This window comes from Streptomyces omiyaensis (genome assembly GCF_014650895.1).
GTDB classification, from domain to species: domain Bacteria; phylum Actinomycetota; class Actinomycetes; order Streptomycetales; family Streptomycetaceae; genus Streptomyces; species Streptomyces omiyaensis.
Window position 1 is genome coordinate 1 of record NZ_BMVV01000030.1, and the last position, 21253, is coordinate 21253.

The following is a 21253-nucleotide window of genomic DNA, read 5'->3' on the forward strand; positions in this document are numbered from 1 at the left end:
CGGCGCGTCGAACCCGCCGTCCGGCCGCGCGAGGAACGTGAACAGCGCCACCGAACCGTCGCCGTACCCGTACAGCGCCGCCACGTCGTCCCGGCCGTCACCGTTGAAGTCCGCGTTCACCCGCGAGGAGGTGTCCTCCTTGGGCGCCTCCGGAGCGGGGACCGGGTCGTCGAGGATGCCCTTCAGCCGGGCCGGGGCGAAGGGGCCCTTTCCGCTGTAGTAGGGGTAGGGGAGAATGCGGTGGTGGACGCCGCTGGGCGTGAATTCGTAGCCCCAGTAGGAGGACTTGTCGGAGGTCGCCCATTCCTCGAAGAGGACGATGTGGCCGTCGGCACCGGAATCGTCGTCGAGGAGCGCGTCACCGGGCTTGAGTTCGGCCTTCGTTATCCATTCGGCCGTTCCCGGGACGAAGTTCGGGGTGGCGAGCGAACTGCCGAGCCCCCACGCCATGGAGACGTAGCCGGAGCAGTCCATCCGGTAGCCCTGGTGGTAGTTGGTCCAGCTGTAGTCCAGGCCCTTGCCGACCCAGGACTTCGCCCGGGCGATGACCTCGCTGCGGGTGATGCCCGCGGCGGCGGCGAGGCTCCGCTGCCCCGCGTCCCGGCGGAACTCGTCCGGGACGGGCGTGACCTTGCCCTGCCCGGCACCCGGGTACTCGACCCCGCCGGCCTTCACGGCCGGGCGGTGGCCGGCCGGTCCGGGCGACTGGGCGAACGCCCCGCCGGTCGCGCCGAGTCCGAGGGCGGTGGCGGCGCACAGGGCGACCGAGACGCGTCGGGTGATCCTGATCCTGTTCAACGTCATTCCTTCTGGGCAGGGGAAACCCACCCTGCGGACGGGCGGCTTCCGGGAATCGGTCGGGAAATGTGCCGGCCTTTTCCCCGACCGGATCAATTCCCTTTTCTCCTCCGGGAGTTCGGCGGCGCCTGACTCCCGATGCCTGAATCCTGCAACACGCCGGAAGGCCGGTGAAGCCGTTCGGGGTGTCAGCATCGGGACACGTCCGCTTCGGGACACCCTCCGTTCGGGTGAGGGCGCGTCGGCCCGCCGGGTGGACTCGGACGCCACCCCTGCCGCGTCGCGGGCATCCAACCCTTTGGTCGTATAACTTCCGTTCGTGATCATTCCTGTACGGAAAATGGCCGCATATGGCCTACTGGGTGCCGTTCTCGTCGGCTGCGGCGAGGGCGCCGAACCCCCCGCACCCAGGGCGAAGCCCGGGGCCACCGCCTCCCGCACCCCGCCGCCCGCCCCCGGCGGCACGCCGTCCGCCCCCGGAGCCCCGGCCGCGCCCAAGCCGGGCGCCGCACCCGCCGGGGTCCCCGTCCTGAAGCCCGGCCCCGACGGGCTCACCCCCGTCTACACGCGCGGCGCCGCGCGCTCCGCCCGGGGCGCGGAGAAGGTCGTCGCGCTCACCTTCGACGCCGACATGACCGCCGACCAGGGGCCCCGCGCGGCCGGCGGCGAGCGCTTCGACAACCCGGAACTCATCGCGACCCTGCGCCGCCTGAAGGTGGACGCGACGATCTTCATGACCGGCCGCTGGGCGGAGGAGTACCCCGACCAGGCCGGGTCCATCGGACGCGACCCCCGCTTCGAGATCGCCAACCACTCCTACAGCCACTACGCCTTCGCCACGCCCTGCTACGGCCTGCCGACGGTCGCCGCACCGGACATGGCGGCCGACGTGCGGCGCGCCTTCGAGTCCTTCCGGGACGCCGGCGCGGTCAACGTCGTGCCGTACTTCCGCTTCCCCGGCGGCTGCTACGACGACACCGCCCGGCACGCGCTCGCCCCGGCCCGGGTGACGGCCGTGCAGTGGGACGTGGTCGGCGGCGACGCCTTCGCGAAGGACCCGGACGCGGTGGCGGAGCAGGTCCTCTCCGGGGTGCGCCCGGGCTCCCTGGTGGTCCTGCACTGCACGCGCAGCGCCGCGCCCGCCACCGAGCGGGCGATCCGCCGGATCGTCCCCGAACTCCGCGCCCGCGGCTACCGCTTCGTGAAGGTGTCGGAGCTGATGCGGGCGGGCTGAGCCCCGCCCCCGTGGGTCAGCCGGCCGGCTCCGCCAGGCGGGCGAGGCCGTCCCGGACGGACTCCCGCTCCGCCGGACCGAGGGGCACGGCCGCGGCCTCCGCGGCCGCCTCCTCGTCGCCGGGCCGCCGCGCGGCGTCCGCGCGGAGCACCGGGAGGCGCAACCGCCGGACCGGGGAGGGCGGTTCGTCCGGTGCGCGCGGTGCCCGGCCGATCACCGTCGCGACCGCGACGGGCTCCTCCTCCGAGTGGGCGAGGAGGCCGGCGTGGTGCCGCGCGCGGACTCCGGAGCGGGAGGGGTCAGCCGGAACAGGCGTTGCGCTGCGCCTCCTGCCACTCGCAGACCGGGCACAGCACGATCCCCTTGGCCGACTCCGCGTACTCGGTCGGCTCCAGGCACAGCACGCAGCGCGCGTACGGTCCCCCGGTCGCCTTCGGCGGCCGGGGCGCGGGCTCGGGGGCGCAGGAGGCGCCGGGGCCGCCGGATTCCGTGGTCGTCATGGGAGAAGGCTACGCCGGGACGGGCCCCGCGACCGGCCCCGTCCCGCTCTCCGTCCCGGTCCCGGTCCCGGTCCCGGTCTCCGTCCCCGTCCACCGGCCCCGCCCCGCCGGTCCCCGTCCGCCCCTTCTCACTCCAGGCGGGCGGCGGCGAGGCGGGAGACGGCCGCCGTGACGGCGGCCAGGAGGACGGCGGCGGCGCACGCGGCCCACGGCGGCCGGACCGCCCCCTCGGCGCCGACCAGGGAGGCGACCGCGTGCTTCGCGGGCGACCCCGTCGTCACCAGCGCGCCCAGGGAGCCGAGGAGCAGCGCCGCCACCGAGAGGCCGGGCGCCCGCACGAAGGGGCGCGCGGCGAGCGCGCCGACGGCCCCGCCGGTGAGGGCGCAGGCGGTGGTGGCCAGGACCCCGGCGAGCAGGGCGGCCGGGCCTCCCGTCCCGGCGAGGTCCCCCGTGGCCGTCACCGCGCAGGCCGCGACCGCGCCGGCGAGGACCGGCCATCCGGCGCCGGTGAGGAGGGCCGCCAGGTGGGCGCGGGACCGGCCTCCGGCGGCGGCGACCACCGCCCGGGAGGCCTCCGGCTCCTGCGTCAGGCAGATCCGCACCGCCCACGCCGACACCGGCAGCAGACCCGCCGCCGCGATGCCGAGCGAGCCCGCCACCGGATCGCCCGGCCGCACCCCGACCACGACGAGGGCCGCGTACAGGATCAGGGGAGCGAGCCACCGCTGGGAGCGGAGGAACAGCGCGGAGTGGTACCGCAGCAGCGCCGTCACGCCGGCTCCCGGGCAGGTGCGGGCGCCGGTTCCGGCTCGACGCGGTGGACGTGCCAGGAGGCCGCGAGCAGCAGCCTCAGCAGTTCGTCGGAGTCGCCCCCGCCGACCCGGAAGACGACGCCCCCGCCGTCCGCCGGCGAAACCCGGGCGGCCCCGCCGGGCAGGACGTCCGGCAGCGCCCGGCCACCGGAGGCGACGATCCGCATCGACGCGGGTACGGGCACGGCCGCCGGCGCGGGTGCCGACACCCGCGCCGGCCTCGGCGCGGCGGGGCGCGGAGCGGGGTCCGGCCCGGCCCCGTCGCCGGGGCGGGGCGGCAGGCCGTGGACCCCGCCGTGCTCCAGCCGGAGGGTCACGCCGGCCTCGCCGGCCAGGCGGCGCGGGTCGTGGTCGACGAAGAGGACCGTGCAGCCGGCGGCGACCCGTTCGCGGACCGCCCGGTCGAGCTCCGCGCGGGCGCCCTCGTCCAGGCCCGTCCAGGCCTCGTCCAGGACCAGCAGGCCGGGCGCGGCGAGCAGCGCCTGGGCGACGGCCACCTTCTGGGCGCCGCCCTTGGAGAGCTCCGCGAGCGCGGTCCCGGCGTACGCGCCCGCGCCGAACCGCTCCAGCCACTCCCCCGCCCGGGCCCGGGCCTCGCCGGTGCGCAGGCCCTGGAGGCGGCCGAGGTGGACCAGGTGGGCGAGGGCCGTGAAGGGCAGGGCGGCCGGGAAGCGCTCGGGGACGTACGCGGTGCGCGCCGGGCGGCCGGTGATCCGGCCCTCGGCGGGGGCGTCGACCCCGGCGACCAGCCGCAGCAGCGTCGACTTGCCGGTGCCGTTCGCACCGGTGGCGCGCACCAGCCGCCCCTCCGGCAGCTCCAGGTCGACACCACGCAGCACCCACGGGCCGCGCGGCCCGTAGCGCCGCCCGACCCCCGCGAGCCGCACCGGCCCCCGTCCCCGCTCCGACGTCCTCATGGCGCCGATCCTCGCGCGCCCTCCGCGCCGGCCACAAGATCCGCCGGACCGGGACGGTGGCAGACTTGCCCGGGTGAGCAGCAACGACACCGATCCCCGCGACGAGAAGCCGCAGTTCGTCCTCCCCCTGGTGGTGCGCATCGAGCGGGACGCGCCCCCGGCCCGCACCGACGCCCTGGAGAGCGCGGCCCGGGCGGTCCTCCGGCTCCTGACCGACGAGCGCGCGCTCGGCGAGGGGGAATGGGCACAGGCCGTCGCCGACTGGGAGGACGCCCGGATCCGCAAGGTCGTCCGGCGGGCGCGCGGCGCGGAGTGGCGGCGCGCCTCGGCCCTTCCCGGCATCACCGAGACCGGCGCGGAGGCGGAGGTGCGGGTCTTCCCGCCGGTCCCGCTGGACGGCTGGCCCAAGGAGCTGGCCAAGCTCCAGGTGTCGGGCACCGACCTGGACGACCCGGAGCCGCCGGGGCCCGCCCCCGAGGGGGCCGCCGTGCTCTGGTTCAACCCGGAGCTCGCGATGTCGGCCGGCAAGGCGATGGCCCAGGCCGGGCACGGGGCGCAGCTGCTGTGGTGGGCCCTGGACGGGGCGGCCCGCGCGGCCTGGCGGGAGGCGGGCTTCCCGCTCGCCGTCCGCACCGCGGACGCGGACCGGTGGCCCGCGCTCGCCGCGAGCGGCCTCCCGGTCGTCCGCGACGCCGGCTTCACGGAGATCGCGCCGGGCAGCGCCACGGTGGTGTCCTCCTTCCCCGGTGTTCTCGGGGCTCCCGGTGCCCCTGCGGCCGGGAACCTCAAATGAAGCTCTGAACCTCCCCCTTCATGGGTTCGACCGGCATCGCCGGGGTCATCACGTGGATGACTGAGGACCGAAGGAGGGGGACATGACGGAACTCGGCATCGGCATCGGCTGGCGTCCCGAGATCGCGGACGCGGTCGAGGAGCTGCCCGGGGTCGACTGGGTGGAGGTCGTCGCGGAGAACGTGTGCGCCGGCCACCTGCCCGAGTCGCTGGCACGGCTGCGGGCGCGCGGCGTCACGGTCGTGCCGCACGGGGTGTCGCTGGGGCTCGGCGGGGCGGACCGGCCGGACCCGGAGCGGCTCGCCGCGCTGGCGGCGAAGGCGGAGGCGCTGGGGGCGCCGCTCGTCACCGAGCACATCGCGTTCGTCCGGGCCGGGGGGCCGCTGACCGCGACCCCGCGCCTGGAGGCCGGGCACCTGCTGCCCGTCCCGCGCACCCGGGACGCCCTCGACGTGCTCTGCGAGAACGTCCGCATCGCGCAGGAGTCGCTGCCGGTGCCGCTGGCGCTGGAGAACATCGCCGCGCTCTTCTCCTGGCCGGGCGAGGAGATGACGGAGGGGCGGTTCCTCGCGGAGCTGGTGGAGCGCACGGGGGTACGGCTCCTCGTCGACGTCGCCAACCTGCACACCAACCACCGCAACCGGGGCGAGGACCCGGCGCGGGCGCTCGCCGAACTCCCCGTGGAGGCCATCGCCTACGTGCACGTGGCGGGCGGGGTCGAGCGGGACGGCGTCTGGCACGACACCCACGCCCACCCGGTGCCGGAGCCGGTCCTGGACATCCTGGCCGACCTCGCCGGCCGGGTCGCCCCGCCCGGTGTGCTGCTGGAGCGCGACGACCGCTTCCCGGCAGCGACGGAGCTCGCCTCGGAGCTCGCGGCGATCCGTACGACGGTGACGACGGCCGCCCGCCGGCGCCCGGCGGCCCCCGGCGCGCGCCACGGCGTCGCCGCCGCCGCCCTCCGCGCGGGCCGCGCGCTCACCGGCGGCGACCCGCTCCACATCGGCGCCGGAGCCCGCGTCTCCGGCGGCCTCATGCCGCCCGCCCGGCCGGCCGCGGCCCCGGAGCCCCGCCCGCTCCGCGCGGCGGCCGTCCCGCCCGGCGGCCCGGTGGCCGTCCTGCCCCGCCCCGCCCCCGAGGCCGGAAGCGGAGCCGTGGCCGGGACCGCGCCCGAGCCCGGAGCCGAGGCCGCGGCCGTCGGGGACGCGGTGCGGCAGCGGGTCGGGGTGGGGCAGGCCGCGCTGCTGTCCGCGCTGGTGGCGGGGACGCCGGTGCCGGAGGGCTTCGACGTGCGGCGGATCCGGGTGCAGGGCCGGGCGCTCGCCGCGAAGCGGGCGTCCGTCGTGGCGCGGATCGCGCCCGAGCTTCCGGAGATCCTCGGCGAGGAGTTCCGGCCCGCGTTCCTCGCGTACGCGCGGTCCCGGCCGATGCCGGGGAGCTACCGCCGGGACGCGCTCGACTTCGTCGAGGGGCTGCTGCTCGACGGGCGGCGGCCCGAGCGGCGGGAGCTGACCCGCTGGTGGCAGGAACGGTCGGACAGCCGTCCGCCCGGGCTCGCGGGCCGCGTGGCCCGCGCCGCCCGGCACGTGCTCGGGGGGCGGTGGACGGCATGACCTTCCTCCTCCTCGCCTTCTACGCGGCCGGCGTCACCGCCTGCGCCGGGCTCGTCGTCGCCTGCCGCCGGGGCCGGGGCGGCCCGCCCGGGCCGCTCCAGGACGTCTACGAGGCCGCCTTCCTGGGCGGCGGCCCGGGCAGGGTCGCCGACACCGCCCTCGCCGCCATGCACGTGGACGGGCGCCTGGCCATCGGCGGACCCGGGGTGGTCGCGGTGGACCGGGCGGTCGCCCACGACCCGGTGGAGCGGGCCGTGCTCGACACCCACGCGGGCGCCCCGCACGGCGCCCTGCACACCCTGCGGCTCGGCGTGATGACGCACCCGGCGGTGCAGGAGATCGGCGACGGGCTCGCCGCGCGCGGCCTCGTGGTCGTGCCGGCCCGGCGCCGGACGCTGCGGCGGCGGTGCCTCTCGCTCGCCCTGGCGGCGTTCCTGATGCTGCCGGTCTCGGTGGTGGTCACCGTCGTCCAGTTCTCCGACCCGGAGGGCGCGATGGTGCCGTTCGTCGTGCTGGTGCTGCCGCTGTTCTTCGGCTGCTTCGTCACGGCCCTCGTCTGCGGCACCACGTACACCCGCCAGGTGAGCGCGGCGGGGCTGGTCGCGCTGGCGGCGTACCGGAGGGCGCACGGCCACGGCGGCGGCACCGCGCACGCGGTGGCCCTCGGCGGCATCCGCGCGCTGTCCGACCGCGACCTGTGGGAGCGGCTGCGGAACGCGGCCCGGCTCCAGGGGCCCGCGGCCGGGTCGAGCCGCCCCTCTCCGTCCCCGTACGCGCGGCACTCCTCCGACACCACCGCGGCGGCGGCCGTGGTCCTGTGGTGCGCGGGGGCGGCTCCGGGCGGCGGGGACGGCTGGGACTCGGGTTCCGGCGGGTCGGGATGCGGGTCGGGCGGCTCCTCCTGCGGGTCCTCGTCGTCCTCCTGCGGATCCTCCTCGTCCTCCTGCGGCTCGTCCTCGTCGTCCTCGTGCGGATCCTCCTCCTCGTCCTGCGGCTCGTCCTCGTCGTCCTCCTGCGGGTCCAGCGGCTGAGCCGTTCGGGTGGCGGAGCCCGCGGTCCTGTCGTACAACACGATCATGGTCTGGATCCCGCTCCTCCTCGTCGCCTCCGTCGTGACCGCCGTCGCCTGCGTCCGGCTCTGCCGGGCGGCGATCGCCGCCGGCGGGCCCGGCGGCGGGGCGGCCGGGGAGGGCGAACTCACCCTGGGCGAGGCCGCGTTCCTCGCGGGCGGGCCGGGGCGGGTCACCGATCTGACGCTGGTCTCGATGCACCGGGCTCGCCGGCTGCTGCTCGCGCACACCGGCTGGGCCACGGTCGTCGACGCCTCCGGCGGCGGGGACGAGCTGGAGCGGGCGGTGCTCGGCGCGATCGGCCCGGAGGGGCAGGCGCCGGTGCCGCGGCTGCGTCCGGCGGTCGCCGCCGCCGGGTGCGTACGCCGGATCGAGGAGGGGCTGGTGGAGCGGGGGCTCGCGGTGCCGGGGGCGGGGCGGCGGGAGGTCGCGGCCGGGCTGCGGGCGGTCGAGGGCGCGTTCCTGCTGGCCCTGGCGCTGGGGGCGGTCGCGGTGCCGCTGGTGTCCGCGGCGGAGCGGACGCAGGCCGTCGCCGGGTTCGTCCTGCCGCTGACGGCCTCGGGACTCTGTCTGCTGCTCGGCCGGGCGGAGTCGTATCCGCGCAGCCGGTGGGCCTCGCACGCCGGTCAGCGCCTGCTGGCGGGGCTCTCGGCGGAGGATCCGCTCACCGCGCTCGCCACCCGGGGGCCCTCGGTCCTGGAGCCGGAGCTGCGGGCCGCGCTGGGGCGCCCGCCGGGGGTGCGGTGAGGAAGGGACGCCGGTGCGGCGCGCTCGCGCGCGCCGCACCCGGTGCCGGACCCGGTGTCGCTGGAGCGGCGGGCCATGGAGCGGCCGCCGTCTGATCTTCCGGGTCGAGGGGCGAACCCCGGCTGGGAGCCGGGGTGCCACCAGGTCGTGGGGCCGTCAGGCCAGGCCCGCCACCAGGTCCGCGACGCTCTTGCGGCGGCCGGTGTAGAAGGGGACCTCCTCGCGGACGTGCATCCGGGCCTCGGAGGCGCGCAGGTGGCGCATGAGGTCCACGATGCGGTGCAGCTCGTCGGCCTCGAAGGCGAGGAGCCACTCGTAGTCGCCGAGCGAGAAGGAGGCGACCGTGTTGGCCCGGACGTCCGGGTAGCCGCGGGCCATCTTGCCGTGGTCGGCGAGCATCCGGCGGCGGTCCTCGTCCGGCAGCAGGTACCAGTCGTAGGAGCGGACGAAGGGGTAGACCGAGACGTAGTCGCGGGGGGTCTCGTCGGCCAGGAAGGCCGGGATGTGCGACTTGTTGAACTCGGCGGGGCGGTGCAGCGCCATGTTGGACCAGACCGGCTCCAGAGCGCGGCCCAGCTCGGTCCGGCGGAAGAGGTTGTACGCCGTCTGGAGCTCGTCGCTCGTCTCGGCGTGCCACCAGATCATGACGTCGGCGTCGGCGCGCAGACCGGAGAGGTCGTACGTGCCGCGGACGGTGACGTCCTCCGCCGCAAGCTTGTCGAAGAGCTCCTGGACCTCGTCGGCGTAACCGGCTCGGTCGGCGGGCAGGACGTCGCGCAGCTTGAAGACGGACCACAGGGTGTAGCGGATGACCTCGTTGAGGTCCTTCGCCTTCTTACCGGCGTTCGGGATCTTTTCGGGCGCACTCATACGCCTATTCTCGCCCGTCACGAGGAGTGCCCCGCACCGGGGTGCCCCGTTTCCGACGTGGCGATGATCTCGTCGGCGACCGCGTCGGCCGCGCGGTGCGCCGAGGCGACGCAGGCGGGGATGCCGACGCCGTCGTACGCGGCCCCCGCGAGGCGCAGGCCGGGCAGGCCGGCGAGGGCGGTGCGGGCCCGGGCGACCCGGTCCAGGTGGCCGACGGGGTACTGGGGCAGGCCGCCGGTCCAGCGGGTGACCGTGGTGGCGACGGGGCGGGCCGCGAGGCCGGTGGCGGCGCCGAGGTCCTTGAGGGAGGCGGCGACGAGGTCCTCGTCGTCGCGGTGGAGCCAGGTCTCCTCGCCGTGCCGGCCGACGGAGGTGCGGAGCACGAAGAGCTCGGGCGCGGCCTCGCCGACCCAGCGCCACTTCCGGCTGGAGAAGGTCGAGGCCTTGATGGTGTGCCCGTCGACGGGCGGGACGAGGAAGCCGGAGCCCGGCAGGTCCGGCACGTCGGCGCGGCGGAAGGCGAAGGTCACCAGGGCCATCGAGGCGTACGCGATCCCGTCGAGGAGCGCGGCGGCCGCGGGGGCGTGACCGGCGAGGAGGCCGGCGGCGACGGGGGCGGGGGCGGCGAGGACGACGGCGTCCGCGTCGAGCGTCCGCTCCGGGGTGACCACCCGCCAGCCGGTGCCGTCCCGGAGCAGGGCGGTGGCGGGGGTGCCGGTCAGGATCGTGCCTCCGGCGGCGCGGACGGCGTCGGCGACGGCACCGGGGAGGGTGCCGATGCCGCCGTCGAGGCCGGCGAAGGCGGCCCCGCCGAGGCCGGTGGCCGCGCCCGCCGCGTCGGCGGGGACGGCCGCTCCGGCGGCCTGGACGGCCCGGACGGCGGCGGTGAGGGTGGGGTGGCGGCGGGCGGCCTCGAAGAGGGCGGGGACAGCGGCCCGCATCGAGATGCGGTAGGCGTCGCCGGCGTAGACGCCGCCGAGGAGGGGCTCGACGAGCCGGTCGACGACCTCGCGGCCCATGCGCTCGGCGACGTACGCGCCGATCGCGGTGTCCTCTCCGAGCTCGGTGGGCGGGAGCTCCAGGTCGCGCCCGATCCGGCGCAGGGCCTCCTCGGAGAGGAGGCCGGCGACGGCCTCCGCGTCGCCGGGGACGCCCATGACGTGGCCCTTGGGCATGGGGACGAGACTGCCCCGGGACCAGACGGAGGCGGTGGTGGTGCCGGGGGGCCGGAGCCGGTCGCCGAGGCCGACGGCCCGGGCGAGGGCGACAGCCTCGGGGCGGCGGGCGAGCAGGGACTCGGCGCCGAGGTCCACGGGGGCGCCGGCGATCTCCCCGGCGAGGAGTTTGCCGCCGAGCCGGCCGCCGGCCTCCAGGAGGGTGACGCGCGCGCCGGCGGCGAGCAGCCGCAGGGCGGCGGAGAGGCCGGTGATGCCGCCGCCGACGACGACGGCGTGCGGTCCGGCGTGGGGTCCCGTGGTGTCCGCGTTCATGGGACCACTCTCTCAAATCGCCCGCGCGTCCCGTTCCGAGGCCGGAACGTGACCGCATCGCTACCGCGCGGCGCAAACCGGGAGCGGGTCCCGGACGTCCTAGGGACATCACTTCCGGCGACCCTGGGGGGTTTCGGTGCGCACGACGGTCAGGACGAGCGGGACGGGCAGGGCGGGCGGGGCGGCCCGGCGGCGGAGGGCGGGGGCGGCGCTGCTGCTCGCCGCCTCGGTGGCGCTGACGGCGGGCTGCGGCGGCGCCCCGGACTCGACCGCCGGGAGCAAGAGCGCCGCGGCGGCGGACGAGGCGGCCGGCGCGGCGCGGCAGGACACGCCGGGCGGCGCCACCGGCGGGTCGGGCTCCGGGTCGGCCGGCGCGAAGGGGGACGCGGCGGCACCGGCGTCGAAGGCGCCGGCCGTCCAGCACGTGATCCGCACGGCCTCGCTCTCGGTGGAGGTCGACCGGGTGGCGCCGACCGCCGACCGGGTGCGGGCGGTGGTGTCCGGGGCGGGCGGCCGGGTGGAGTCCGAGACGACCGAGCGCGTCGACGACCGGTACGGCGCCTCGACGATGGTGCTGCGGGTGCCGCAGGACCGGTACGACCGGGTCCTCTCCGAGCTGGCGGGCACCGGGAAGCTGCTCTCCCGCAAGGCGGAGGCGCAGGACGTCACCGACCAGGTGGTGGACGTGCAGAGCCGGATCGCCACCCAGCGGGCGAGCGTGGCGCGGGTGCGGGCGCTGATGGACCGGGCCGAGCGGCTGGGCGACGTGGTGACCCTGGAGGGCGAGCTGAGCCGCCGGCAGGCGGACCTGGAGGCACTGCTGGCGCAGCAGGCCTCACTGAAGGACCGGACCTCGCTGGCGACGATCACGCTGAACCTGCACGAGAAGGAGCGGGCCGCCGTCGAGGGCGGAGAGACCGAGGAGGGCAGGCCGGGACTCGGGGAGGCGCTCGGCGGCGGCTGGAGCGCGCTCGTCGCCGTGGTGGCGTGGGTCCTGGTGGTCCTCGCGGCGCTCGCGCCGTGGCTGGTGGTGGCCGCGGCGGCGTACGCGGTGTGGCGGTGGGTGGTGCGTCCGCGCCTCCGGGCCCGTGCGGCCGTCGCGGCGCCCCGGCCCGCGCCCGTTCCCGTACCGGGGCAGGGGGGCCGGACGAACGCGGCGGGGCTGCCGCTGCCCGACGCGGAGCCGGACGGGGGGACCCCGGCCCCGTAGCGTGGGCGCATGAGCGAACGACTGGTGATCATCGGCGGCGACGCGGCGGGCATGTCCGCCGCGTCGCAGGCGCGCAGGCTCAGGGGACCCGGGGAGCTGGAGATCACGGCCTTCGAACGGGGCCGCTTCTCCTCGTACTCGGCCTGCGGCATCCCGTACTGGGTCGGCGGGGACGTCGCCGGGCGCGACGAGCTGATCGCCCGCTCCCCCGAGGAACACCGGGCGCGCGGGATCGACCTGCGGACGCGGACCGAGGTGACGGAGATCGACCTCGCCGGGCAGCGGGTTCTGGCCAGGGACCTGGCGGCCGGCACGGAGACGTGGACGGGCTTCGACAAGCTGGTCGTCGCGACCGGGGCGCGGCCCGCCCGGCCGGCGGTGCCCGGGATCGACGCGGCGGGCGTGCACGGCGTGCAGACGCTGGAGGACGGGCAGGCGCTGCTCGACTCGCTGGCCGGGACGGCGGGGCGCCGCGCGGTGGTCGTCGGCGCCGGGTACATCGGCGTGGAGATGGCCGAGGCGCTGCTGAACCGGGGCTACGAGGTGACGGTCCTCAACCGGGGCGAGCAGCCGATGTCCACGCTCGACCCGGACATGGGCCGACTGGTGCACGCGGCGATGGACGGGCTGGGGATCCGGACGGTCGGCTCGGCGGCGGTGCGGGAGATCCTCACGGGGGACGAGGGGCGGGTCCGGGCGGTGGTCACGGACGACGGCACGTACCCGGCGGACGTGGTGGTGCTCGGGACCGGCGTGGTGCCGGAGACCTCGCTGGCGAAGACGGCGGGGCTGCCGCTCGGGACGCACGGCGGGCTGCTGACGGACCTGGCGATGCGGGTGCGGGGGCAGGAGAACGTGTGGGCCGGCGGCGACTGCGTGGAGGTCCTGGACCTGGTGTCGAACCGGGAGCGGCACGTGCCGCTGGGCACCCACGCCAACAAGCAGGGACAGGTCATCGGCTCGAACGTGGGCGGCGACTACGCGACCTTCCCCGGGGTGGTGGGGACGGCCGTGTCCAAGGTGTGCGACCTGGAGATCGCCAGGACCGGGCTGCGGGAGAAGGACGCCCGGGAGGTGGGACTGCGGTACGTGACGGTGACCGTGGAGTCGACGAGCCGGGCCGGCTACTACCCGGGGGCGGCGCCGATGACGGTGAAGATGCTCGCCGAGAAGCGGACCGGGCGGCTGCTCGGGGTGCAGATCGTGGGCCGGGAGGGCGCGGCGAAGCGGGTGGACGTCGCCGCGGTGGCGCTGACCGCCGGGATGACGGTGGAGCGGATGGCGGCGCTGGACCTGGGGTACGCGCCGCCGTTCTCGCCGGTGTGGGACCCGGTGCTGATCGCGGCCCGCAAGGCGGTGGCGGCGGTGCGGGCGGCGGGCTGACCCCGCCGCCCGCACCGTCCGTGCCCTGCCCGCCCTGCGCGCCCTGCGTGCCGTGCGGCGGGGCGTCAGACCGCCGTGCGCTCGTGGACGTGGGCGACGAGGCGGGTGAGGGCGTCGGGGTCCATCGAGGGCATGACGCCGTGGCCCAGGTTGAAGACGTGCCCCTCCAGGCCCTTCGCGGCGGCCAGGACCTCGTCGGCCTTGGCCTCGACGACCTCGGTGGAGGCGAAGAGGACGGCCGGGTCCAGGTTGCCCTGGAGGGCCTTGCCGGGGCCGACGCGGCGGGCGGCCTCGTCGAGCGGGACGCGCCAGTCGACGCCGACGACGTCGGCGCCCGCCTCGCCCATGAGGCCGAGGAGCTCGCCGGTGCCGACGCCGAAGTGGATGCGCGGGACGCCGTGGCCGGCGACCGCGTCGAAGACCTTGGCGGAGGCCGGGAGGACCGAGCGGCGGTAGTCGGCGGGGGCGAGGGCGCCGACCCAGGAGTCGAAGAGCTGGACGGCGGAGGCGCCGGCCTCGATCTGCACCTTCAGGAAGGCGGAGGTGATCCCGGCGAGGCGGTCGAGCAGGTCGGCCCAGAGCTGCGGGTCGCCGTACATCATCGCCTTGGTGCGCTCGTGGCTGCGGGACGGGCCGCCCTCGACGAGGTAGCTCGCGAGGGTGAAGGGCGCGCCGGCGAAGCCGATCAGCGGGGTGTCGCCGAGCTCCTCGGTGAGCATGCCGATGGCCTCGGTGACGTAGTGGACGTCGTCCGGGGTGAGGTCGCGCAGCCGGTCGAGGTCGGCGCGGGTGCGGATCGGGTCGGCGACGACGGGGCCCACGCCGGGCTTGATGTCGAGGTCCAGGCCGATGGCCTTGAGGGGGACGACGATGTCGCTGAAGTAGATCGCGGCGTCGACCTTGTGGCGGCGGACGGGCTGGAGCGTGATCTCGGTGACCAGCTCGGGCCGCATGCACGACTCCAGCATGGGGATGCCCTCGCGCACCTTCAGGTACTCGGGGAGGGACCGCCCCGCCTGCCGCATGAACCAGACGGGGGTGTGGGGCACGGGCTCGCGCCGGCACGCCTTGAGGAACGCGGAGTCGTGCGTCCGCGACTGCTGCTTCGTCTGCTGGCCCGTCGGGCTGTCCATGGCACTCACGCCCAAATCTTCGCATGTGACCGGAAGCCACTCGTGCCGGGCGGGTGTCTCTCCCCGCATGGCGGCCCCGTTCCGCCTACTCTTCCCCGCATGGCTGCGGCTCAGGGACATTTTTCCGATCATTCCGACGGCGTGCGAGGGACGGGCGACAAGGCGGACAGTACGGCGGGGACCCCGGTGCCGGCGGCGTTCCGGCGGGCGGTGGACGCCCTGCGGACGGCACGGCTGCGGTCCGAGATGGAGGTCGAGCCGACCCGCCCGCCGCAGCGGCTCGCGCCGTACGCGTACGCGGTGGAGGCGGCGGTCGTCGACGGCGAGGAAGACCTCGCGGACGGGCGCCTGGTGCTGCTGCACGACCCGGCGGGGCACGAGGCCTGGAAGGGCACCTTCCGGCTGGTGACGCTGGTGCGGGCGGAGCTGGAGCCGGAGATGGCGGCGGACCCGCTGCTGCCGGAGGTGTGCTGGTCCTGGCTGACCGGGGCCCTGGAGGCGCGGGGGCTCGCGTACGGGGAGGCGAGCGGGACCGTGACGATGGCGGGCTCGCACTACTTCGGGGGACTCGCGGAGCGCCGGCCGGCCACCCAGATCGAGATCCGGGCGTCCTGGACGCCCCGGGAGGGGACCGGTGGGGTCCCGGACACCGCCGCGCACCTGGCGGCCTGGTCCGACCTGCTGTGCCAGATCGCGGGGCTGCCGCCGGCGCCGGCCGATCCGCCGGGGGCGCACGGCCCCGCGGCGGCGGGTCCGGCGGGGACGGTGTCGGGCGCGGGGGTCGTCTCGCTGCCCCAGCGGCGGGGGCCGCAGGGGGCCTGAGTCCCGTCCGGACAGGTGTGCGCGAGGGGCCCCTCAGGGGGCCCTTCCCTCATTCGTACGGGGTCCCCCGTGGGAGTGAGGGAACGGGGGCCGCTCGTAGGATGATCGATCGCGCGTCCGAATTGCCCTAATTGTTACTCACTAAATCGTGATCTTTCCCTAAAGGCGGGCGGCCCCTCTGCCGAAAGAGTCATTGACCCCTTCGGCAGCGGGGGTCCACCCCCGGCTTCTTCCCCGAGCCGACTCCGTCCCCCTCCCCTTCAGCCTCAGGAGGCCGAGTGTCCGTTCTGCTCGAGCAGCCCGCCAGCCTGGTCGCCTACCGCCCGAACAAGCCGACGGCCATGGTCGTCGTGGCCGACCCGCGCGTCCGCTCCACCGTCACCCGCCACCTGTGGGCGCTCGGCGTGCGGGACGTGATCGAGGCGTCGTCCATCGCGGAGGCCCGCCCCCGCGTCGGCAACCCGCGCGACATCTGCGTGGCCGACGTCCACCTTCCCGACGGCAGCGGCCTCACCCTGCTGTCCGAGACCCGCGCCGCCGGCTGGCCCAACGGCCTCGCCCTCTCGGCCGCCGACGACATCGGCGCGGTGCGCAACGCGCTCGCCGGCGGCGTGAAGGGCTACGTCGTCACCGGCACGCGGACCAACATCGGCCACCCGACGCGCCCCGGCGCCGCGCCCATCGGCGCCGCGGCCGCGCGGCTCGGCCACCGCCGCCCCCCGGGTGCCCCGAGCCACCCGGGCGGCTACCGCGAGCTCTCCGGCCGCGAGGTCGAGGTGCTCCGCCTCGTCGCCGAGGGCCAGTCCAACAAGGCCATCGGCGTCTCCATGGGGCTCTCGGCGCTCACCGTGAAGAGCCACCTCGCCCGGATCGCCCGCAAGCTGGGCACCGGCGACCGGGCCGGCATGGTCGCCGTCGCCCTGCGGACCGGGATCATCCACTGACTCCGGTCGACGGAAGGGCCGCGCCTGTCGACGGAACGTTCCGTCGGCAGGCGCTTGCCGTCGGCGGATACCCTTGACAGGTGACCGACGCCCAAGAGACCGCAGCAGACACCACACTGCGCACCACCGGGGGCGGCCCCCCGGACGACGACGTCCCTGCGAATGGGCTTCCGATCCCGTTGCTGGAGCCCCGGGAGGGCATCCCGCCGGTCGTCGCGGACGACGAGGCCCTCGCCGGGGTCATCGCCGCCTTCGCCGCCGGACGCGGGCCCGTCGCCGTCGACGCCGAGCGCGCCTCCGGCTACCGCTACGGCCAGCGCGCCTACCTCGTCCAGCTCCGCCGCGAGGGCGCGGGCAGCGCCCTGATCGACCCGGTCGGCTGCCCCGACCTCTCCGGCCTCGGAGAGGCCCTGGACGGCACCGAGTGGATCCTCCACGCCGCCACCCAGGACCTGCCCTGCCTCCGCGACATAGGCATGCGCCCCTCCTCGCTCTTCGACACCGAGCTGGCCGGCCGGCTCGCCGGCTTCCCCCGCGTGGGCCTCGGCGCCATGGTCGAGTCCGTCCTCGGCTACGCCCTGGAGAAGGGCCACTCCGCCGTCGACTGGTCCACCCGCCCGCTCCCCGAGCCCTGGCTGCGCTACGCGGCCCTCGACGTCGAGCTCCTCGTCGACCTGCGCGACGCGCTGGAGAAGGAGCTGGACCGGCAGGGGAAGCTGGAGTGGGCCCACGAGGAGTTCGAGGCCATCGCCGCCGCCCCGCCCGCCCCGCCGCGCAAGGACCCCTGGCGCCGCACCTCCGGCATGCACAAGGTGCGCCGCCGCCGCCAGATGGCGGTCGTGCGGGAGCTGTGGACGGCCCGCGACCGGGTCGCCCAGCGGCGCGACGTCTCCCCCGGCAAGGTGCTGAGCGACGCCGCGATCGTCGAGGCGGCGCTCGCCGTCCCGGTGAACGTCGCCGCGCTCACCGCACTGCCCGGTTTCGGCCACCGCATGGGCCGGCGCCAGCTGGAGCAGTGGCAGGCCGCCGTGGACCGGGCCCGCGCCCTCCCCGAGAACGAGCTGCCGCAGCCCGGCGCCCAGGTCGCCGGACCTCCCCCGCCGCGCGCCTGGGCCGACAAGGACCCGGCCGCCGCCGCCCGCCTCGCGGCCGCCCGCACCGGCGTCGGCGCGCTCGCCGAGGAGCTGAACCTCCCCCAGGAGAACCTGATCACCCCGGACACCGTCCGCCGCATCTGCTGGGAGCCCCCGGCCCCCGCGGACCCGGACGCCGTCGCCGCCGCGCTCACCGCGCACGGCGCCCGCCGCTGGCAGGTCGGCCTGGTCACCCCGCTCCTGGTCGAGGCCCTGCGGGCCCGGGCCTGAGCCGTGCCCGTCCCCCGCCGAAGCCCCCGCGCCCCCGTGGTGCCGGGGGCTTCGGCGCGCTCCGGGCGTGTGACCTTCGCCGCTTGGCCCCCAAGGGGTGGGCAGCTTGGTTACCCACAAGTAGCATGGGGGAAGCAAGCGCACGCTTAGTGGTGTGCGCCGCAGCAGTGCCGTCCCGCACCTGGAGGAGAGCCATCGTGCCTCGTACCGTCAGGGACGTCGTCTTCGTCGACGGCGTCCGCACCCCGTTCGGCAAGGCGGGCCCGAAGGGCATCTACCACGAGACCCGCGCCGACGACCTCGTCGTGAAGGCCATCCGGGAGCTGCTGCGCCGCAACCCGGCCCTCGACCCGGCGAAGATCGACGAGGTCGCGATCGCCGCGACGACCCAGATCGGCGACCAGGGCCTGACCCTCGGCCGTACCGCCGGCATCCTGGCCGGTCTGCCGCAGTCCGTGCCCGGCTACTCGATCGACCGCATGTGCGCCGGTGCGCTCACGGCCGTGACGAGCGTCGCCGGCTCCATCGCCTTCGGCGCCTACGACGCCGTCATCGCCGGCGGTGTCGAGCACATGGGCCGTCACCCCATGGGCGAGGGCGTCGACCCGAACCCGCGCTTCGTCAGCGAGAAGCTGGTCGACGAGTCCGCCCTCTTCATGGGCATGACCGCCGAGAACCTGCACGACCGCTACCCGAGCATCACCAAGCAGCGCGCCGACGAGTACGCCGTGCGCTCGCAGGAGAAGGCCGCCAAGGCCTACGCGGACAACAAGATCCAGCCCGACCTGGTGCCGATCTCCGTCCGCCGCACCAACGCCGAGGCCGGCGAGACCGGCTGGGGCCTGGTCACCGCCGACGAGCCGATGCGCCCGGGCACCACCCTGGAGTCGCTGGCCAACCTGAAGACGCCGTTCCGCGTCCACGGCAACGTCACCGCGGGCAACGCGGCCGGTCTCAACGACGGCGCCACCGCCTCGATCATCGCCTCCGAGGACTTCGCCCGGGAGAACGGCCTCCCCGTCAAGATGCGCCTCGTCTCGTACGCCTTCGCCGGCGTCGAGCCCGAGGTCATGGGCTACGGTCCGATCCCGGCCACCGAGAAGGCCCTGGCGCAGGCCGGTCTGTCCATCGAGGACATCGGCCTCTTCGAGATCAACGAGGCCTTCGCGGTCCAGGTCCTCGCCTTCCTGGAGCACTACGGCATCGCCGACGACGACGCCCGTGTGAACCAGTACGGCGGCGCGATCGCCTACGGTCACCCGCTCGCCTCCTCCGGCGTCCGCCTCATGACGCAGCTGGCCCGCCAGTTCGAGGAGAACCCGCAGGTCCGTTACGGCCTCAACACCATGTGCGTCGGCTTCGGCATGGGCGCGACGGTCATCTGGGAGAACCCCCACTGGGAGGGCAAGTGAGCACCACCGCCGAGCTTCTGAAGGGCGCCGCCGAGCTCTTCCCGGACGAGGTCGTCACCAGCGCCCACGTACGGCACTTCGAACTGCCCGCGGGCGCGGGCCGGTTCGCGCTGATCACGCTGGACAACGGCTTCGACCACACCAAGCCGACCACCTTCGGCCCGCAGTCGCTGGCCAACCTGAACGCGGCGATCGACCAGGTCGAGGCCGAGGCCGCCAACGGCGAGATCGTCGCCGCGGGCATCACCGGCAAGCCGTTCATCTTCGCCGTCGGCGCCGACCTCAAGGGCGTCGAGCTGCTGAGGAAGCACGACGAGGCGCTCGCCATCGGCAAGGGCGGCCACGACGTCTTCAAGCGCCTCTCCGCGCTCGCCGTGCCGACCTTCGCGTACTACAACGGCGCGGCCATGGGCGGCGGCGTCGAGGTCGGTCTGCACTGCACCTACCGCACCGTGTCGAAGGCCCTCCCGGCCTTCTCGCTCCCCGAGGTCTTCCTCGGTCTGGTCCCCGGCTGGGGCGGCTGCGCGATCCTCCCGAACCTGATCGGCGCCGAGAAGGCCGTCCAGGTCATCATCGAGAACTCGCTCAACCAGAACCGTCAGCTCAAGGGCAAGCAGGTCTTCGAGCTCGGCATCGCCGACGCGCTCTTCGAGGGCGCCGACTTCCTGGAGCAGTCGCTCATCTGGACCGCCGGCGTGCTGAACGGCTCTGTCGCCGTCGAGCGCCCGGAGATCGACCGGGGCGAGGGCTGGGACGCCGCCGTCGCCAAGGGCCGCGCGATCGCCGACTCCAAGGTGCACGGCGCCGCTCCGGCCGCCTACCGCGCCCTCGACATCATCGAGGCCGCCAAGGACGGCGACCTGCAGAAGGGCTTCGACGCCGAGGACCAGGCCCTCGCGGACCTGATCATGGGCGGCGAGCTCCGCTCCGGCATCTACGCCTTCAACCTGGTGCAGAAGCGCGGCAAGCGCCCCGCCGGTGCCCCGGACAAGTCCCTGGCCCGCCCGGTCACCAAGGTCGGCGTCGTCGGCGCCGGTCTGATGGCCTCGCAGCTCGCCCTGCTCTTCCTGCGCCGCCTGGAGGTGCCGGTCGTCCTGACCGACATCGACCAGGAGCGCGTCGACAAGGGCGTGGGCTACGTCCACGGCGAGATCGAGAAGCTGCTCGGCAAGGGCCGCATCAACCAGGACAAGGCCAACCGTCTCAAGGGCCTGGTCTCCGGTGTCCTCGACAAGGCCGAGGGCTTCGCGGACGCGGACTTCATCATCGAGGCCGTGTTCGAGGAGATGTCCGTCAAGCAGAAGGTGTTCGCGGAGGTCGAGGCGGTCGCCCCGGCGCACGCGATCCTCGCCACCAACACCTCCTCGCTGTCGGTCTCCGAGATGGCGTCCAAGCTCCGCCACCCGGAGCGCGTGGTCGGCTTCCACTTCTTCAACCCGGTCGCGATCCTCCCGCTCCTGGAGATCGTCCGCGGCGAGAAGACGGACGACGCCTCGCTCGCCACCGCCTTCGGCGTGGCGAAGAAGCTGAAGAAGACCGCGGTCCTCACCAAGGACGCCCCGGCGTTCGTCGTGAACCGCATCCTCACCCGCTTCATGGGCGAGATCCAGAACGTCATCGACGAGGGCACCTCGGTCGAGACGGCCGAGAAGGCCATCGAGCCCCTCGGTCTGCCGATGTCCCCGCTGGTCCTCCTGGAGCTCGTCGGCCCGGCCATCGGTCTGCACGTCTCCGAGACCCTGAACCGCGCCTTCCCGGAGCGCTTCACCGTCTCCCCCAACCTGAAGGCCGTCGTCGAGGCCGGCAAGCGCGGCTTCTACGTCTACAAGCCGGAGAACGGCTTCAAGCCGGAGCTCGACCCCGAGGTCGCCGCGCTGCTCAAGCAGGGCGACACCGTCCTCACCGAGCAGCAGGTCCGCGACCGCGTCCTCGACGCGGTGGCGCAGGAGATCGGCCTCATGCTGGAGGAGGGTGTCGTCGCCGAGGCGCAGGACATCGACCTCTGCCTGATCACCGGTGCGGGCTGGCCCTTCCACCTGGGCGGCATCACGCCGTACCTGGACCGTGAGGGCGTCTCCGAGCGCGTCAACGGCAAGCGTTTCCTGGCGCAGGGCGTGGCGAGCGTCCCGGCGTAACCGGCCG

19 protein-coding genes and 1 pseudogene are annotated in these 21253 nt (G+C 75.5%); 12 read left to right on the forward strand and 8 right to left on the reverse strand.

Annotated elements, in window-relative coordinates:
• The coding region (locus IE287_RS32550; RefSeq protein WP_506004978.1) for an NlpC/P60 family protein at nt 1-798 on the reverse strand (798 nt) is incomplete at its 3' end.
• Nucleotides 799-1138: 340 nt separating this feature from the next.
• Here IE287_RS32550 and IE287_RS32555 point away from each other — a divergent pair.
• Nucleotides 1139-2032 carry a polysaccharide deacetylase family protein gene (locus tag IE287_RS32555; RefSeq protein ID WP_189852853.1) on the forward strand — a complete coding sequence of 298 codons (894 nt, stop codon included), beginning with the start codon at nt 1139-1141 and terminating at the stop codon, nt 2030-2032.
• 16 nt (nt 2033-2048) lie between these two features.
• Here the strand turns inward: IE287_RS32555 and IE287_RS39635 are convergent.
• The 4 genes and pseudogenes from IE287_RS39635 to IE287_RS32570 form a co-directional block, all read right to left on the reverse strand.
• Nucleotides 2049-2282 (reverse strand): annotated as a pseudogene (locus IE287_RS39635) (DUF8817 family protein); the annotation flags it as partial.
• A gap of 49 nt (nt 2283-2331) precedes the next feature.
• Nucleotides 2332-2532 (reverse strand): hypothetical protein, encoded by a 201-nt coding sequence (locus tag IE287_RS32560; RefSeq protein ID WP_189852854.1) that lies wholly within the window; start codon nt 2530-2532, stop codon nt 2332-2334.
• A gap of 128 nt (nt 2533-2660) precedes the next feature.
• On the reverse strand, nt 2661-3305 hold the full coding sequence (locus tag IE287_RS32565) for an ABC transporter (RefSeq protein ID WP_189852855.1): 645 nt from the start codon (nt 3303-3305) through the stop codon (nt 2661-2663).
• On the reverse strand, nt 3302-4231 hold the full coding sequence (locus IE287_RS32570) for an ATP-binding cassette domain-containing protein (RefSeq protein WP_189852907.1): 930 nt from the start codon (nt 4229-4231) through the stop codon (nt 3302-3304). The genes IE287_RS32565 and IE287_RS32570 overlap by 4 nt, the downstream gene beginning before the upstream one ends.
• Nucleotides 4232-4334: 103 nt before the next feature.
• Between IE287_RS32570 and IE287_RS32575 the strand changes: the two genes are divergently transcribed.
• The 4 genes from IE287_RS32575 to IE287_RS32590 all read left to right on the forward strand — a co-directional run bounded on the left by IE287_RS32575 (nt 4335) and on the right by IE287_RS32590 (nt 8483).
• Nucleotides 4335-5054: a peptidyl-tRNA hydrolase gene (locus tag IE287_RS32575; protein WP_229883880.1), complete on the forward strand. Its 720-nt coding sequence runs from the start codon at nt 4335-4337 to the stop codon at nt 5052-5054.
• A gap of 82 nt (nt 5055-5136) precedes the next feature.
• Nucleotides 5137-6666 carry an MbnB/TglH/ChrH family RiPP precursor modification enzyme gene (locus IE287_RS32580; protein WP_189852857.1) on the forward strand — a complete coding sequence of 510 codons (1530 nt, stop codon included), beginning with the start codon at nt 5137-5139 and terminating at the stop codon, nt 6664-6666.
• Nucleotides 6663-7697 carry a TIGR04222 domain-containing membrane protein gene (locus IE287_RS32585; protein WP_189852858.1) on the forward strand — a complete coding sequence of 345 codons (1035 nt, stop codon included), beginning with the start codon at nt 6663-6665 and terminating at the stop codon, nt 7695-7697. The genes IE287_RS32580 and IE287_RS32585 overlap by 4 nt, the downstream gene beginning before the upstream one ends.
• Nucleotides 7698-7742: 45 nt before the next feature.
• Nucleotides 7743-8483, forward strand: coding sequence for a TIGR04222 domain-containing membrane protein (locus IE287_RS32590; RefSeq protein WP_189852908.1), 741 nt, complete (start codon nt 7743-7745; stop codon nt 8481-8483).
• Nucleotides 8484-8639: 156 nt separating this feature from the next.
• Here the strand turns inward: IE287_RS32590 and hemQ are convergent, their stop codons facing one another.
• Together hemQ and hemG are read right to left on the reverse strand one after the other, a co-directional pair.
• A complete protein-coding gene (hemQ, locus tag IE287_RS32595; protein ID WP_189852859.1) occupies nt 8640-9353 on the reverse strand; it encodes a hydrogen peroxide-dependent heme synthase in 714 nt (237 codons plus the stop codon).
• Nucleotides 9354-9370: 17 nt separating this feature from the next.
• Entirely contained in the window at nt 9371-10843 is a 1473-nt protein-coding gene (gene hemG / locus IE287_RS32600) for a protoporphyrinogen oxidase (protein WP_189852860.1), read from the reverse strand.
• Nucleotides 10844-10979: 136 nt separating this feature from the next.
• On the opposite strand from hemG, the gene IE287_RS32605 reads away from it, so the two are divergent.
• Both IE287_RS32605 and IE287_RS32610 read left to right on the forward strand, forming a co-directional pair.
• Nucleotides 10980-12053 carry a DUF4349 domain-containing protein gene (locus tag IE287_RS32605; RefSeq protein ID WP_229883881.1) on the forward strand — a complete coding sequence of 358 codons (1074 nt, stop codon included), beginning with the start codon at nt 10980-10982 and terminating at the stop codon, nt 12051-12053.
• Between the two features lie 9 nt (nt 12054-12062).
• Complete coding sequence (locus IE287_RS32610; RefSeq protein ID WP_189852861.1) at nt 12063-13436, forward strand: FAD-dependent oxidoreductase; 1374 nt, start codon at nt 12063-12065, stop codon at nt 13434-13436.
• A 65-nt stretch (nt 13437-13501) separates the two neighbouring features.
• On the opposite strand, the gene hemE is transcribed toward IE287_RS32610, so the two are convergent.
• A complete protein-coding gene (gene hemE / locus IE287_RS32615) occupies nt 13502-14578 on the reverse strand; it encodes a uroporphyrinogen decarboxylase (RefSeq protein WP_189852862.1) in 1077 nt (358 codons plus the stop codon).
• Nucleotides 14579-14668: 90 nt separating this feature from the next.
• On the opposite strand from hemE, the gene IE287_RS32620 reads away from it, so the two are divergent.
• From IE287_RS32620 to IE287_RS32640, 5 genes are all read left to right on the forward strand, one after another.
• Nucleotides 14669-15391: a DUF3000 domain-containing protein gene (locus IE287_RS32620; RefSeq protein ID WP_189852863.1), complete on the forward strand. Its 723-nt coding sequence runs from the start codon at nt 14669-14671 to the stop codon at nt 15389-15391.
• A gap of 278 nt (nt 15392-15669) precedes the next feature.
• Nucleotides 15670-16335: a response regulator transcription factor gene (locus tag IE287_RS32625; RefSeq protein WP_015037008.1), complete on the forward strand. Its 666-nt coding sequence runs from the start codon at nt 15670-15672 to the stop codon at nt 16333-16335.
• A gap of 80 nt (nt 16336-16415) precedes the next feature.
• Nucleotides 16416-17699, forward strand: coding sequence for an HRDC domain-containing protein (locus IE287_RS32630; protein ID WP_189852864.1), 1284 nt, complete (start codon nt 16416-16418; stop codon nt 17697-17699).
• Between the two features lie 197 nt (nt 17700-17896).
• A complete protein-coding gene (locus tag IE287_RS32635) occupies nt 17897-19111 on the forward strand; it encodes a thiolase family protein (RefSeq protein WP_189852865.1) in 1215 nt (404 codons plus the stop codon).
• Nucleotides 19108-21246 (forward strand): 3-hydroxyacyl-CoA dehydrogenase NAD-binding domain-containing protein, encoded by a 2139-nt coding sequence (locus tag IE287_RS32640; RefSeq protein ID WP_189852866.1) that lies wholly within the window; start codon nt 19108-19110, stop codon nt 21244-21246. Before IE287_RS32635 ends, IE287_RS32640 begins: the two co-directional genes overlap by 4 nt.
• Nucleotides 21247-21253: the final 7 nt, after the last annotated feature.

Bases quoted from the DNA above. Each gene is read 5' to 3' on its own strand.
- IE287_RS32555 (WP_189852853.1), top strand. From the start codon at position 1,139: ATGGCCGCATATGGCCTACTGGGTGCCGTTCTCGTCGGCTGCGGCGAG.
- IE287_RS32560 (WP_189852854.1), bottom strand. From the start codon at position 2,532: ATGACGACCACGGAATCCGGCGGCCCCGGCGCCTCCTGCGCCCCCGAG.
- IE287_RS32580 (WP_189852857.1), top strand. From the start codon at position 5,137: ATGACGGAACTCGGCATCGGCATCGGCTGGCGTCCCGAGATCGCGGAC.
- IE287_RS32585 (WP_189852858.1), top strand. From the start codon at position 6,663: ATGACCTTCCTCCTCCTCGCCTTCTACGCGGCCGGCGTCACCGCCTGC.
- IE287_RS32590 (WP_189852908.1), top strand. From the start codon at position 7,743: ATGGTCTGGATCCCGCTCCTCCTCGTCGCCTCCGTCGTGACCGCCGTC.
- hemQ (WP_189852859.1), bottom strand. From the start codon at position 9,353: ATGAGTGCGCCCGAAAAGATCCCGAACGCCGGTAAGAAGGCGAAGGAC.
- hemG (WP_189852860.1), bottom strand. From the start codon at position 10,843: ATGAACGCGGACACCACGGGACCCCACGCCGGACCGCACGCCGTCGTC.
- IE287_RS32610 (WP_189852861.1), top strand. From the start codon at position 12,063: ATGAGCGAACGACTGGTGATCATCGGCGGCGACGCGGCGGGCATGTCC.
- IE287_RS32620 (WP_189852863.1), top strand. From the start codon at position 14,669: ATGGCTGCGGCTCAGGGACATTTTTCCGATCATTCCGACGGCGTGCGA.